12 protein-coding genes and 2 pseudogenes are annotated in these 13,495 nt (G+C 70.5%); 5 read left to right on the top strand and 9 right to left on the bottom strand.

The window, feature by feature from the left end; all coding sequences use genetic code 11:
• Positions 1-54 precede the first annotated feature (54 nt).
• Positions 55-861, top strand: coding sequence for a hypothetical protein (locus AB0O28_RS29020; RefSeq protein WP_363645590.1), 807 nt, complete (start codon positions 55-57; stop codon positions 859-861).
• 4 nt (positions 862-865) lie between these two features.
• On the opposite strand, the gene AB0O28_RS29025 is transcribed toward AB0O28_RS29020, so the two are convergent.
• The 9 genes and pseudogenes from AB0O28_RS29025 to AB0O28_RS29065 form a co-directional block, all read right to left on the bottom strand.
• The gene (locus tag AB0O28_RS29025) at positions 866-2,152 is read right to left on the bottom strand and encodes a glycosyltransferase family 4 protein (protein ID WP_363645592.1); all 1,287 of its coding nucleotides are present in this window, start codon (positions 2,150-2,152) and stop codon (positions 866-868) included.
• Positions 2,149-3,441 carry a hypothetical protein gene (locus AB0O28_RS29030; RefSeq protein ID WP_363645594.1) on the bottom strand — a complete coding sequence of 431 codons (1,293 nt, stop codon included), beginning with the start codon at positions 3,439-3,441 and terminating at the stop codon, positions 2,149-2,151. The genes AB0O28_RS29025 and AB0O28_RS29030 overlap by 4 nt, the downstream gene beginning before the upstream one ends.
• 18 nt (positions 3,442-3,459) lie before the next feature.
• On the bottom strand, positions 3,460-4,212 hold the full coding sequence (locus AB0O28_RS29035) for an NTP transferase domain-containing protein (protein ID WP_363645596.1): 753 nt from the start codon (positions 4,210-4,212) through the stop codon (positions 3,460-3,462).
• On the bottom strand, positions 4,202-4,864 hold the full coding sequence (locus tag AB0O28_RS29040; protein ID WP_363645598.1) for an HAD family phosphatase: 663 nt from the start codon (positions 4,862-4,864) through the stop codon (positions 4,202-4,204). The genes AB0O28_RS29035 and AB0O28_RS29040 overlap by 11 nt, the downstream gene beginning before the upstream one ends.
• Positions 4,861-6,114: a 2-phospho-L-lactate transferase CofD family protein gene (locus AB0O28_RS29045; RefSeq protein ID WP_363645600.1), complete on the bottom strand. Its 1,254-nt coding sequence runs from the start codon at positions 6,112-6,114 to the stop codon at positions 4,861-4,863. The genes AB0O28_RS29040 and AB0O28_RS29045 overlap by 4 nt, the downstream gene beginning before the upstream one ends.
• The gene (locus AB0O28_RS29050; protein ID WP_363645602.1) at positions 6,111-6,899 is read right to left on the bottom strand and encodes a glycosyltransferase family 2 protein; all 789 of its coding nucleotides are present in this window, start codon (positions 6,897-6,899) and stop codon (positions 6,111-6,113) included. The genes AB0O28_RS29045 and AB0O28_RS29050 overlap by 4 nt, the downstream gene beginning before the upstream one ends.
• On the bottom strand, positions 6,896-7,606 hold the full coding sequence (locus AB0O28_RS29055; protein WP_363645604.1) for a hypothetical protein: 711 nt from the start codon (positions 7,604-7,606) through the stop codon (positions 6,896-6,898). The genes AB0O28_RS29050 and AB0O28_RS29055 overlap by 4 nt, the downstream gene beginning before the upstream one ends.
• Before the next feature lie 315 nt (positions 7,607-7,921).
• Positions 7,922-8,272, bottom strand: a complete 351-nt coding sequence (locus AB0O28_RS29060) for an NUDIX hydrolase (protein WP_363645606.1) — start codon at positions 8,270-8,272, stop codon at positions 7,922-7,924.
• A gap of 46 nt (positions 8,273-8,318) precedes the next feature.
• Positions 8,319-8,465, bottom strand: a pseudogene (locus AB0O28_RS29065) (sigma factor); the annotation flags it as partial.
• Positions 8,466-8,799: 334 nt separating this feature from the next.
• Between AB0O28_RS29065 and AB0O28_RS29070 the strand changes: the two are divergent.
• From AB0O28_RS29070 to AB0O28_RS29085, 4 genes and pseudogenes are all read left to right on the top strand, one after another.
• Positions 8,800-10,464 (top strand): extracellular solute-binding protein, encoded by a 1,665-nt coding sequence (locus AB0O28_RS29070; protein ID WP_363645608.1) that lies wholly within the window; start codon positions 8,800-8,802, stop codon positions 10,462-10,464.
• Positions 10,461-11,456, top strand: coding sequence for an ABC transporter permease subunit (locus AB0O28_RS29075; protein WP_363645610.1), 996 nt, complete (start codon positions 10,461-10,463; stop codon positions 11,454-11,456). Before AB0O28_RS29070 ends, AB0O28_RS29075 begins: the two co-directional genes overlap by 4 nt.
• Entirely contained in the window at positions 11,453-12,364 is a 912-nt protein-coding gene (locus AB0O28_RS29080; protein WP_363645612.1) for a carbohydrate ABC transporter permease, read from the top strand. Before AB0O28_RS29075 ends, AB0O28_RS29080 begins: the two co-directional genes overlap by 4 nt.
• Positions 12,365-12,716: 352 nt before the next feature.
• Positions 12,717-13,495 (top strand): annotated as a pseudogene (locus tag AB0O28_RS29085) (DNA-directed RNA polymerase subunit beta); the annotation flags it as partial.

Genomic DNA, 13,495 nt, shown 5'->3' on the forward strand with positions numbered 1-13,495 from the left:
CTCCCAAATGGCGTAGCTTACTTTTGCCGTAATCACCGGGAAAAGGAGCGTGTCGTGCGAGGACTGTTATCCGCGGCCTGTCTGGCCCTGCTGCTGCCGCTGACGGCGACCTCGGCCGCCGCCGCGTCTCCCGGGCCGGAACACGGGCCGGAACACGGGCCGGGTCACGGGCCGGGCACCTGCGGGAGGGACGGCACGCTGTTCTGCGAAGACTTCCAGTCGCTGCCGGACGGCGGCGCGGCCAGCCTCGCGTGGGGCGTCGACACCAAGCACGGCACGCTCACCGTGGAGCGCGCCGAGCGCGGCCAGAAGGTGCTGCACGTCCACACCGAGGGCAACGGACGGGCGTTCCTCAAGGTGGACGACTTCGCTCCGCCCGGCAACGGCTTCTACGGCCGCCTGCGGCTGCGCGTGAAGGCGTTCCCCACCGCGCCCGACTGGGCCCACTACACGCTGGTCGAGGCCACCGGCGCGGGCCCCGAGATCGTCCGGCCGCTCGGCGGACAGTACGTCCCCACGCTGCGCAAGGACCTGTGGGGCGTCGGCGCGGACGGCGGCCCCACCGGCGACTGGACCAACTGGCGCGAGTCGGCCCCCTCACGGGCGAGCGTGTGGCAGTGCGTCGAGTGGCGGATGGACCCCGCCGACAACAAGATCTCGATCTGGTTCGACGGCGTCGCCCAGCCCGACCTCACCGTCTCCACCCGCAGCCACGGCGGCAACGACACCGACTTCGTCTTCCCCCGTTTCGACACCGTCAAGATCGGCTGGCAGCTCTACCAGTCCAACCCGTCCCCGGCGTCGTACGACCTCTGGCTCGACGACATCGCCCTGAGCACCCGGCGCGTCGGCTGCGCCTGACCCCTCACGCCGCCCGGCTCCCCCGCGGCTCGGACAGCGGGCGCGGGGAGCCGGCGGCCAGGGCCTCGGCGTAGACGGCGAGCGTCTCCTTCGCGGTGCGGCTCCAGCTCAGCGTCTCCCGCACCAGCCGCTCGCCACGCTCGGCGAGCACCCGGCGCAGGCCCGCGTCCGTCATGACCTCGATCACCCCGTCGGCGATGTCGCCGGGATCGGCCGCCCGCACGAACCGTACGGCGGGCTCCGCGGGATCGCCGAGGAAGATCCGGGAGAATCCGTCGCCCAGGATCACCGGCCGGGCCAGGGCCATCGCCTCGGTCGCCACCAGCCCGAACGGCTCGAAGAGCGAGGGGAAGACGCAGGCGTCGGCCATCGCGTAATACTCCAGCAGCGCCCGCCCGTCGACGAAGCCGCCGGAGGTCAGCACCCGGCCGCCGAGTCCCGTCTCGGCGGCGATCCGCGCGATGCCCGTCTCGTCGCCCTCCCCCACGAGGACCAGGCGCAGCCCCGGCACGGCGGGGGCGATCCTGCGCATGGCCTCCAGCAGCTGGTAGACGCCCTTCTGCCGTTCCAGGCGGCCGACGAACAGCAGCACCTGGTCCCCCTCGGCGACGCCGAGCCGGGCGCGCAGGTCCGCCGCGCCGAGGCGCAGCGCGTCGCGGTCGAACCCGGGGCCGGCGACCACCCGTTCGTACGTGCCGCCGAGACGGACGACGTCGATCGGCGAGCGGTCCCAGCCCGCCGCAAGGAGTTGCTCCCGCACCTCCGGGGTGGCGACCACGACCCGCCGGGAGATCCGCGCCAGCCACCGCTCCAGCGCGGCGAACAGGTTGAGCGGGTCGGTGATGCTGCGTTGCGGGGCGACGCCGTACTCGGTGGTGTGCACGTGGAACACGACCGGGAGCCGCAGCACGTAGTGGCACAGCAGCCCGCACAGGAAGTTCGTCGAGTCGTGGACGGCGACGAGGTCCGGCCGCCGGTCGGGGCGCAGCCGCCGCAGCAGCAGGAAGTAGCGCCAGTTGCTCGCCACGACGGTCAGCGCGAGCAGGAGGAACTCCACGCCGCGCGTGCGGTTGAGCCGCCGGCGACGGGCGATCGCGCCGAGCACCCGCCCACGCGGCCGGTAGACCGTCACGCCGTCCGAGCGTGCCCAGACCGGCAGGCGGCCGTCGTTCAGGGTGAGCACCGCCATCTCGTGGTCGCGTGCCAGATGCGGGGCGATCAGCTCGGCATAGCGGCCGAGCCCCGCCGTGATGTTGGGCGGGAACTGGTTGATGACGTGGGCGACCTTCACCCGCGCACCTCCGATGCGGGCCGGTAGAGCCGGGCGGAGACGGCCGTGACGACCGCCACGAGGACGAGATTGCTCAGGACGAAGGCCACCAGACCGCCGGTCAGCCCCTGCCAGGCGATCAGCGCCGCCTGGCAGGCGAGCGCGAGCGGGGTCCCGGCCAGCAGGCAGCCGATGAGCACCTTGGCTCCGCGCACGCCGTCCATGGTCAGGGCGACCTGCTGCAGGTTGAAGACCGTGTGCACGCCGATCCCGAGCGCCGACAGCGCCATCAGGCCGAGCGAGTACGGATACTCGCCCCCCACCAGCAGGAAGAACACCGTGCTCGCCGCGAACGCGAACACCGCCGTCGCCGCGAACACCACCGGGCCGAGCCGGGCGATGCGCCGCATCACGGCGGGCTTGTCGGACGTCGCCAGCGTGGGCAGCAGCACCAGGCCGATGCCGTCGATGAACACCACGCCGAGCAGCCGCTTGGGGAAGCCGTTGTAGACGGAGTAGACGCCGACGTCGGCCCGGGGCGCCCAATGGTTGAGGAAGATGACGTCCACCCCGAACACCACCGCCGTGAGCGCGCCGATGACGGTGACGTACGCGCCGTGCCGGTACAGCGAGCGGGCCAGCGTCCGCGACCAGGAGCGCGGCGCGACCTCGAACCCGGCGAAGGAGAGCAGGGCGAAGACCAGGTTGGTGCCGATCAGCGCGACCAGGTAGGGCTCGGCGTCCCGCACGCCGAGGACCAGCAGGAAGAACGCCGCCCCGCCCAGGTAGGCGACGGCCACGGCGAGCTTGAGCCCGGCGACGAGGCGGAACCTCTTCAGCCCGCGCAGGAAGCTCTCGGTGAGCTGGTTGAGCGTCATCGACAGCGCCAGCGCCAGCGCGAAGGCCAGCGTGCGGGTGTCCACGCCGAGCGCGCGGGTCAGCAGCGGCGCCGCGAGCATCCCGGCGGCGAACACCGCCGCGCCCAGCACGAGCGTGCACAGCAGCGCCGTCGTCACCAGTTCCGTCTTCAGCTGTTCCGTCTTCAGCTGGCCAGGCCGCTCGGCGGACTCGGCCCGCGGCAGCTCCTGGAACATGACGGAGTTGAGGCTCATCATCATGCCGACCGTGACGATCAGCGCGATCGACAGGACGACGGTGAAGTGGCCGAACGCGGCGGCGCCCACCCCTCGCGCGATGACGAGCGTGGTCGCGGCGGCCGTGCCGCTGGCCGCGGTGCTGACCAGTGTGGGCCCGGCGGCCCAGCGGTGGGCGGCCAGAAGCCCGGCCACCCGGTCGGTCAGCGCTCCCACCGTCTCATGCCCACCGTTTCATACCCACCGCGCGTACGCCCGCCGGGCGAACTCGAGATCGTCGGCCGTGTTGACGCCGCGCGCCTCGTCGGGGTCGGTCACCGGCACCACCGTCAGCGGCCAGCCCCGCTCCCGCGACAAATAGGGCAGGAACGGCAGGAAGTTGACCTCTCCCGTGTGGGCGCCCACCGCCGCCTCGTCCAGGTGGCGCGTCCACGCCTCGCGGAGCCCTTCGGTGCTCAGGCAGAACACGCCCACGTCGCTGAGCCCGCCCGGGCGGCACTCGTCGCCCTCCCGTGACTGGCGCACCCGCGTCAGCGTCCCGTCGTCGTCCAGTTCGTACTCCACGTACGGGTCGGGCATCGGCACCAGCGGGAGCGTGAGTCCCTTCTCGTGCGCCTCGACGACACGATCGACGGTCACCGGGGACAGGCCCGCCTGGTCGCCCCAGACCACGAGGATCGCGCCGTAGGCCTCCCAGTGCGGGGCCGCGCCGAAGATCGCGCCGCCCATGCCGGTGGGCGTCTCCTGGACGCTCACCGAGACCGCCCCGCTCGCGATCTCGCTGGCGGCCAGCGCGCGGAACGGCCCTTCCCCCTCGGGGGACATCACCACGTGGACGTGCTCGGCGTACGGCCGCAGCCGCCGGTGGAGCAGGTGCCACACGGTGACGCCGCCGGCGATCTCCAGCATGATCTTGGGTACGCCGAGGCCCAGGCGGGTCCCCCGCCCGGCCGCCGGGATCACCGCGCACAACCGGTCAGCCGGCACCGGCCACCTCCGGGTTCAGCAGAGACACGATCTGTTCCAGGCCGCCCACCGCGACCGCCCCGGGAGCCGGCTCGGCGACGTGGACGTGCAGGGTCGCCAGGCCCGCGCCGACCGCCGACGCCACCCCGTGCGCGGAGTCCTCCAGCACCACGGCCGCGCCGGGGTCGAGGCCCCAGCGGTCGCACGCGTACGCGTAGAAGGCCGGGTCTGGCTTGCTCGCCGGGACGTCGTCGCTGGTGAGCACGCCACGGAAGTACTCGCCCAGGGAGCAGGCCGCCAGCACCCGCGTGACCGACGCCCGGCTGCCGCTGGTGACGAGATACGCGTCGCGGCCCCCGGCGACCAGGCGGCCGAGCAGTCGCCGGGCGCCGGGGAACACGGTCACCGCACCGGCCCGCTCGCGGTACAACCGCTGCTTGAGCCGGGCCAGCCGGGCCGCGTCGCCGGTGTCGCCCAGCAGGCGGACCGCCACCTCGCGGGTGCTCGCGCCCGCGTGGTCGGCGTACCGGAAAGAAGCGAGCAGATCGGGCGCGACCTCGGCGATGGCCTGGCGGAAGGCCTGCTCGTGGGCCGGACAGGAGTCCACGAGGGTGCCGTCGAGATCGAAGAGCCAGACGCGCCGGGCGCACGCGTCCGCCAGGCGCGCCGTCATCGGACCCGCGCCAGGGCCGCCCCGTCCCTGGCGGCCGGCTCCTTGACGGCGAGCTCCCTGACGGCGAGCAGCGCCTCGACCGTGCGCTCCGCGTGGTGCAGGCCCGGGCGGCCGGGGCTCTCCAAGTCGGCGGTGACCCAGCGGGCCCCCGCCCACTCGCCCCGGTCGAGCACGCTGTGAGGCACCGCGGGGGCGTCCGGCACGGGCAGGGCGGGCCGGGCCGGCAGGTGGCTCAGCACGTGGGTCACCAGCCGCCGGCCGTTGCGGGGGTCGCCGAGGTGGGCCAGCGTGCGGTCGACCAGATCGGGCGCGCTCAGCCCCCGGATGTCGTGGTCGCTCCGGACGTTGACGACGAACACCTTGGCCGCCGCCCGGCTGCGCGCGATCGCGTCCGCCACTCCGGGCGTGAGATAGCTGGGCAGGAGCGAGGAGTGCGGGGTGCCGGGGCCGTAGACGATGAGGTCCGCGTCGCGGATCGCCTCCAGGGCGCGGGGGTTCGGCGTCACCTCGGCGCGCTCGCGGCCCAGGACCTCCCTGGTCCATCCGGGCGGCAGCGCCTCCAACTCGGCCCGGCGCCGTGCGCCGACCGGCTCACGCAGCAGGAACAGGTCGGTGATCGTGCCCGGGCCCTGCGGCGCGACGATGTCGGCCTCGTCGGTCAGCAGGCCGCCGTCCTGCCTGAGCGCGGTCAGGAAGGCGTTCTCCCCGTTGGTCACGTTGAGCAGCCGTACGGGCGAGCCGAACGCGCGGGCACAGGCGTCGACGGCGGCGTTGAAGTCCCGGCCGAGCCGCAGGTACGCCCCGGCGAACACGAGGTTGCCGAGCGCGCAGTCGGCGAGATCGAGCCCGTGCGGGTACGCCGCGAGCCGCCGGGCGAACACCCGCAGGTCGGCCGTGACCGCCTCGCGGGCCGCCTCCGGCAGCGCGGCGAACGGGCCACGCCGTCCGGCGATCGCCTCGATGACCTCGGTGAGCCCCGCGGGCGTCGTCCCGCCCGGCAGGCGGTGGTCGAGGACGGCCGCCAGCGCGCCTTGCTCCGGATCGGCGGGATCGAGATGGAGCAGGAGGTTCTTGCGAAAGTCCGACGGCCCGAGCATCCCGGGCAGGTAGCGTCGCAGCGCGCCGGTGGACAGGCCGTTGTCGTACCCGTTGACGACCAGCGACACGGCGACCCCGGGGGTGTCCAGCATGCCCCTCGTGATGCTGGACGCCCCCCGGCCGCCGCTGAACATCGTCACCGCGATGGTCATCGGGCCTCCTCGGCGACCGGCGACGCGGACCTGCCGGGCTCGGCCGGCTCCGGACGGCGCAAAACGCCCCGGCGCAGCAACCAGTGGCGGTAGCCGAGATAGGCGACGAACAGGGCCCGGTCGCGGGCGCCGCGCCAGTAGCGCCAGCCACGGGTGCCGCCGCCGCGCTCGCGGTGCTCGATCGGGATCTCCACCCACTCGTGGCCCATCTCGGCGACCCGCGCGGTGATCTCGGTCGAGCAGTTCATCCCGGCCGACTCCAGCGGCAGCGACCTGAAGAGCGGGCCGTACACCACCTTGAAGATCGAGTTGAAGTCGCGGTAGCGCGTGCGGTGGAGCAGGTTGCTGACCGCGCCGCTGGCCGCCGACCCCCATCGGTACGCCAGGCCGTCGGCCTTCCTGATCCGGGCCCCGGAGAACGCCCACGCGTTCCCGGCCTGGACGCGCGGCAGGATGCGGTCGAGGTTGGCGATCGGGAACTGACCGTCGGAGTCGAGCAGCACGACCCAGTCGAGCCGGGTGTGGGCGATCGCGGCGGCGATGGCCGCGCCCGCGCCGCGGTTGCGTTCGAACGTGACCACGACGAGCCGCGGGCACCGGGCCCGCAGGGCGGCCAGGATCTCCCCGGTCGCGTCACCGCTGCCGTCGTCGCAGACGACGATCTCCCACTCGCCCACGGCCGGGTTGCCGTCCAGATAGTCCTGCCATTCGCTCACCACCGCCGCGATGGTGTCCGCCTCGTTGTAGGCGGGCGCGGCGACGGAGATGTTCACGGCAGCGCTCACCGGTCACCCGCGCCCAGCAGGCGGCCGATCCAGCGGTCCAGGGGAAGCAGGTTGATCCCGACGATGATCGGGACGTGCACGAGCGCGAACACGATCGTCGCGCCGAACGAGATCGGCCCCCCGGTGAACAGGTTGATGTGCGGCGCGTCGATGACCTCGGGGATCTCGACCGGGTTGACGATCTGCCACATGATGTCGAGAAACCCCGAGAACACGATGAGCACACCGCTGGCCATGATCTTCAGGGTGCGGCCCGGCGTGCCTCCGCCGATGCGGTAGGCGGCGGCGACCGTGAGCACGATGCCCGGATAGAGCAGCAGGTAGAGGTGCGTGTAGAAGCTGTCGCCCTGGGCCCGCGCGCCGTCGCCGTAGTAGAACCAGCTGATGCGCGGAATCAGGTAGCCGGTGAAGAAGACGAACGGCACGTAGAGAAGCCAGTTCAGCCGCGGCGACACCCATGGGAAGACCGCGATCGCCACGCACAGGCAGGCGAACGCGAACAGCTTGGCCACCATTTCCCAGGGCGAGCCGATCTCCCTGGCGTGCGGCGTGGCGAGCCACACGAAGGCGAAGCCGAGCGCCCCGGCGGCCAGGGCCATCCACCAGACGTGGGACGCCCAGGGACGGGAGCCCGCGCGGACGACGTCCGCCGGATCGTGTCCGTCGAGGTGCGGCCGAGACGGAGGACTCTTGCCGAATGCCGTCATGAAGACGCGGCACCTTCCTTCCGAGGGCAGGCGTGCCGGATGGCGCTCCGAGAATGCAGCGGGACGCACGGGAGCGCTCCCACGCATTATGTCATCCACATCCGGAAATGCGTCCGTACTATCGCATATTGAGCGTCATCCACTTATGCATGCGGCGTAACCGCTGGTCAGACGTGGTTCACCGGAGCGAAATTGTACTGGCGAGTAATTGAATATCGCGCCATTTCCGGATGTTACGGTCACTGTCAATCCTGTTTGCGGATGACTGTCAATTTTGGATCGCTCCTTTCCGGACGGGCCTGAATCGACCGGCCCTCAGCCGGAAAGGGCCTCCCGGGCCAGCCGGCCCAGGAGGACGTCGAGGTTCTGCACCCGGCCCTTCATCGGGGTCGTGCCGTCCCACCATCCGATCGCGGCGATCTCGGCGTTGGGCGCGAACCCGTCATGCGGCGCCGCGACGCGGAGGGCGTAGACGGCCGCGTACTCCGCGCGCCGCTCGGGCCCCAGCACGAACCGCGCGTACCCGGCGAACGTGAGGTCCCCGGCCCGCAGGCCGGACTCCTCGCGCAATTCCCGTACGGCCGCCTGACGGGGCGTCTCGCCGGGATCGATCAGGCCGCCCGGCAGCTCCCATCCCGCCTCGTCCCTCGCCATCGCGCCGCTCACGCCCGCTCCTGCGGGCGGCATCGCCCTCCGGCACGTCGTCGATGCGCCGCCAGGCGGTGAGGAACGTCTCGGAGATCACGTCTGCCGTGTCGTCGGGCGAGTCCGTACGGCGGGCGGCGTATTGGTGGATGGCCGGGTAGTGCGCCGTGTAGATCGCTTCCAAGCGGTCTCGCGCTCCCGGGGGATGGGTCACGGATGGCTCTCCTCATGCCAAGGTGTCGGACACCGCGTACGTGTCCGACACCCTGGCCAAGTGTTTCGCCCCGCCTCACCCGGAGAAGGCGGCCAGTCCGATCGTCTGCAGCATGGCCGAGTCGCCCTTGGTGGTCGAGCCCACCGAGACGCCTTCAACGACAAGGGCGACACAACGCCCCGGTATCACCAGCCCTGGGGACCGGCGGATCGCCCGTACGGGCGATCCCGCGACCGCGATGAACGTTTCATGAAACCTTGTCGCCCTTGCGTTAACCGGTTAATTTGTTTGGCTATCTGACGAACTAATCGGCGTCGAGCAAAGGATCGCACCAATGAGTCAACCCCACGGCGGCCCCCTGACCAGCCGCCGCGGATTCCTCGGGCTGGTCGGCGCGGGCACGCTCGCCGCCGCGGGCCTCACCGGCTGCGCGGCCAAGAAGGAAGTGTCAAAGGGCACCGCCGTCGCCGCCGACAAGCTCAAGGGCCTCGTGCCCACCCGCGTGCCGTTCCAGGTGCCGGGCCTGTCGCCCGACCTGCCGGGCTCCGAATTCGTCGAACCCGGCTTCCTGACCAGGCCGGGCACGATGGTCCAGGCCGTCACCACCAAGCCGATCACCAGCGGCGCGGAGGTGAAGGTGATGACCCCGCTGTGGGGCACCGTCCCCCCCAGCCTCGGCGAGAACTCCTACTTCGACGCCGTCAACGAGCGGCTCGGCGGACCCGTCCGGTTCAACATCTCCGACGGCAACACCTACGTCGACAAGCTGAACACGATGCTCGCCAGCGGCGACGTCCCCGAGATGCTCCAGATCCCGGGCTGGAACTTGATCGCCATCGCCCACTTCACCGAGGCGGCCAACAAGCTCTTCGCCGACCTGTCGCCCTATCTCGCGGGCGACAAGGCCAAGGAGTTCCCGCTGCTGGCCAGCTACGACACCGCCGCCTGGACGTACGGCGTGTTCGGCGGCGTGCTCCAGGGCATCCCGTGGCAGAACGCCCCCTATCCGTTCGCCACGATCGTCCGTCAGGACATCCTCGACGAGTTCGGCCTGGCCCCTCCGAAGAGCGCCGACGACCTGCTCGCGCTGGGCAAGGAGCTGACCGATCCCAAGAAGAAGCGCTGGGCCTTCGGCGGCATGGACCAGGAGCTCCAGCGGGCGTTCGGCGCCCCGCGCGAGTGGCGCAAGCAGCCCGACGGCACGCTGATCTACAAGTACGAGACGCCGGAATGGCTGCAGTCCATCGAGTTCAACAGGAAGCTGTTCGACGCCGGATACGTCCACCCTGACGTCGTGGCCAACCAGTTCGCCGACCACAAGGAGCCCTTCGGGGCCGGGCAGCTCGTCATGTACAAGGACGGGATCGGCACGATTCACGAGCTGCTCGGCCGCTACCTGCCCAGCACCCCGAAGATCGACGTGCGGGCGGTGGACCCCTACCCGGCCCACCCGGGCGGCAAGGTCATCGTGTGGCGCAACGAGCCCGCCGGCATGTTCTGCTTCATCAGGAAGGGCCTCGGCGACGCCCGCACCCGCGAGCTGATCGGCATCGCCAACTGGTGCTCCGCGCCGTACGGCACGCAGGAGTACGACCTGATCAGCAACGGCGTCGAGGGCAGGCACTTCACGCTGAAGGACGGGCAGGTCCAGCAGACCGCGCTCGGCCGCAAGGAGGTCGCCCCGACGTACATGTTCCTGTCCGGACGGCCCGGCGCGATCACCGAGAACCAGTATCCCGGCTACGTCGAGGCGTACCACGGCTGGGAGGCCACCGCCTCGAAGTATCTGGAGAACGACCCGTTCGTCGGCATCCGGGTCGAGGTGCCGTCCAAGATGGCCGCTCTGGTCAAGCCGACCGAGGACAAGATGAACGAGATCTTCCGCGGCAAGCGGCCGATCTCGGAGTGGGCCCAGGTCGTCAAGGACTGGCAGGAGCAGGGCGGCAACGAGGCCCGCGAGTTCTACATGAAGGTCGCCAGGGAGAACGGGCGGCTGTGAGCGCCGACGCCGACACGAGGAGCGTGCCGGAGGTCCGGCCGGGGGCGACCCCGGCCGGACCGGCCGCCGGCGCGCGGAAGGACACCTTCGCCGCGCGGCTGCGCCGCGACTGGCCGCTGCTGGTCATGGCCGCGCCGATGCTGGTGCTGGTCACCGCCTTCTGGTGGGTTCCCGCGCTGGGAAACGTCATCGCCTTCCAGGACTACAACCCGTTCAGCGGCGGCATCCTGGGCAGCCCGGTCATCGGTTTCACCAACTTCGCCCAGCTGTTCGGCGACCCGCAGTTCATCCGGGCGGTGGTGAACACGCTGGGCATCACCGCGTTCCAGCTCGTCTTCTACTTCCCGGTGCCGATCGCGCTGGCGCTGCTGCTCAACAGCCTGGTCTCCGGGCGGCTGCGGGCCTTCATCCAGGGCGTGGTCTACCTGCCCCACTTCTTCTCGTGGGTGCTGGTTGTCGCCATCTTCCAGCAGATGTTCGGCGGCGCCGGGCTCATCGCGCAGATCCTGCGCGACCATGGGCACGCGGGCATCGACTGGATGACGAACTCGGACACGTTCATCCTGCTGGTCACGGCGGAGACGGTCTGGAAGGACGCCGGCTGGGGCACGATCGTGTTCCTCGCCGCGCTCAGCACCATCGACCAGAGTCTGTACGAGGCCGCCGCGGTCGACGGGGCCCGGCGGTGGCGCCGGATGTGGCACGTCACGCTGCCCGGGCTGCGGCCCGTCATCGTACTGCTGCTGATCCTGCGGCTCGGCGACGCGCTCAACGTCGGCTTCGAGCAGTTCATGCTGCAGCGCGGCGCGGTCGGCAGCAAGGTGTCGGAGGTCTTCGACACCTTCGTCTACTGGTCCGGCCTGCGCACCGGCGACTTCGGCTACGGCGCGGCGGCCGGCCTGTTCAAGGGCGTCGTCGGCCTCGCGCTGATCCTGGTGGCCAACCGGGTGGCGCACGCCTTGGGCGAGCGGGGGGTGTATTCGCGATCATGAGTCGTCGCAAGGTGTCCGGTCTGGCCCCCTGGGAGGAGCCGGGATCGGTCACGGGCCGGATCGGCAAGGGCGGCGCGCTCGCGCTCATCGTGCTCGCCGTGCTGCTGCCGCTCTACACGATCGTGCTGACCAGCCTGTCGTCGGCCGAGACGGTCAACCGGGTCGGCGGCCTGGTGCTGGTGCCGGACGGCATCACGTTCGACGCGTACCTCCAGATCTTCTCCGACAGCGTGGTCGGCCGCGCCGTGCTGGTCAGCACCGGAGTCACCGTCGCGGGCACCGCGGTCAGCCTCGGCGTGAGCGTCCTCGGGGCGTACGCGCTGTCGCGGCCGGGGACGCTGTTCCACCGGCCGATCCTGTTCTCCGTCCTGCTGATGTTCGTGTTCTTCCCGGGCCTCATCCCGACCTACCTGATGGTCGCCTCGCTCGGGCTGAAGGACACGTACTGGTCGCTGATCCTGCCGTCGGCCGTGTCGGCGTTCAACATCGTCGTGCTGCGGGCGTTCTTCATGAACATCCCGCACGAGCTGCTCGACAGCGCCCGCATCGACGGCGCCGGAGAGTTCCGCATCCTGTGGCGGATCGTGCTTCCGCTGTCGAGGGCGGTCACGGCGGTCATCGGGCTGTTCTACGCCGTGGGCTACTGGAACGCGTGGTTCAACGCCATGCTGTTCATCGACGACACCCGCAAGTGGCCGCTCGCCCTGGTCCTGCGGTCGTACGTCGTCGATTCCAATCCCCTGCCGACGGCCACCGTGGGCGTGAACGGCTTCGGCCACCTCGCGCCCCCCACGCTGGCCGTCAAAATGGCCATCGTCGCCATCGCCGTGCTGCCGGCCCTGATCGTCTATCCGTTCGTGCAACGCCATTTCACCAAGGGCGTCATCATCGGCGCCATCAAGGGCTGACGCGCTTTCCGCACGCCCGTCCCCAGGACCGACGCCCCGCCGCGCCTCCCACCGGCGGGGCGTCGTCATGCCGCCGCGGTTTCGAAAAGCGCGGCTTCCCGGAAACCACGGCTTCCCGGAAAGCGCGGCTTCCCGGAAAGCGCGGCGCGAATGGCGGCTTGACAATTTCCGCCGAGGCGTGCGACTCTGATGGTGGGATAGAGATTGACAAATACTGTAGTAAGTGGACAGGCGTTTGTCTGTTGATTTATGCTGCCCTTCCGCGCTCGGTCTCGACGTCCCATTCCCTGCTCTCAGGTGTGGTGCCTCCGGGCGCGTGTAGTCAGTCCGCGAGCCCTCGGAAGGACATCTGTTGGCAGCCTCGCGCAACGCCTCCGCCGTACCCGCCGGCCCCCGTACCGTGTCGTTCGCACGTATCGAGGAGCCGCTCGAAGTCCCCGACCTTCTCGCCCTGCAGACCGAGTCCTTCGACTGGCTGGTGGGCAACCAACGATGGAAGGACCGGGTCGAGGCGGCTCGCCAGGCCGGGCGCAAGGACATCCCACTTCAATCCGGCCTCGAAGAGATCTTCGAGGAGATCAGTCCGATCGAGGACTTCTCCGGAACCATGTCCCTGTCGTTCCGCGAGCACAGGTTCGAGCCGCCCAAGCATTCGGTCGACGAGTGCAAAGACAAGGACATGACCTACTCCGCCCCGATGTTCGTCACGGCGGAGTTCATCAACAACACCACAGGTGAGATCAAGAGCCAGACGGTGTTCATGGGCGACTTCCCGCTCATGACGCCGAAGGGCAGCTTCATCGTCAACGGCACCGAGCGTGTCGTGGTCTCCCAGCTCGTGCGGTCGCCGGGCGTCTACTTCGACCGGTCGGCCGACAAGACCTCCGACAAGGACCTGTTCGGCTGCCGGGTGATCCCCTCGCGCGGCGCGTGGCTCGAGTTCGAGATCGACAAGCGTGACAGCGTCGGCGTCCGCGTCGACCGCAAGCGCAAGCAGCCGGTCACGGTGCTGCTGAAGGCGCTGGGCTGGACCAGCGACCAGATTCTGGAGCGTTTCGGCCAGTACGAGTCGATGCGGGCGACGCTGGAGAAGGACCACACCTCCGGCCAGGACGACGCGTTGCTGGACAT

Origin of the sequence: Microbispora sp. NPDC088329, from assembly GCF_040685655.1 — a bacterium.
Classification (GTDB): domain Bacteria; phylum Actinomycetota; class Actinomycetes; order Streptosporangiales; family Streptosporangiaceae; genus Microbispora.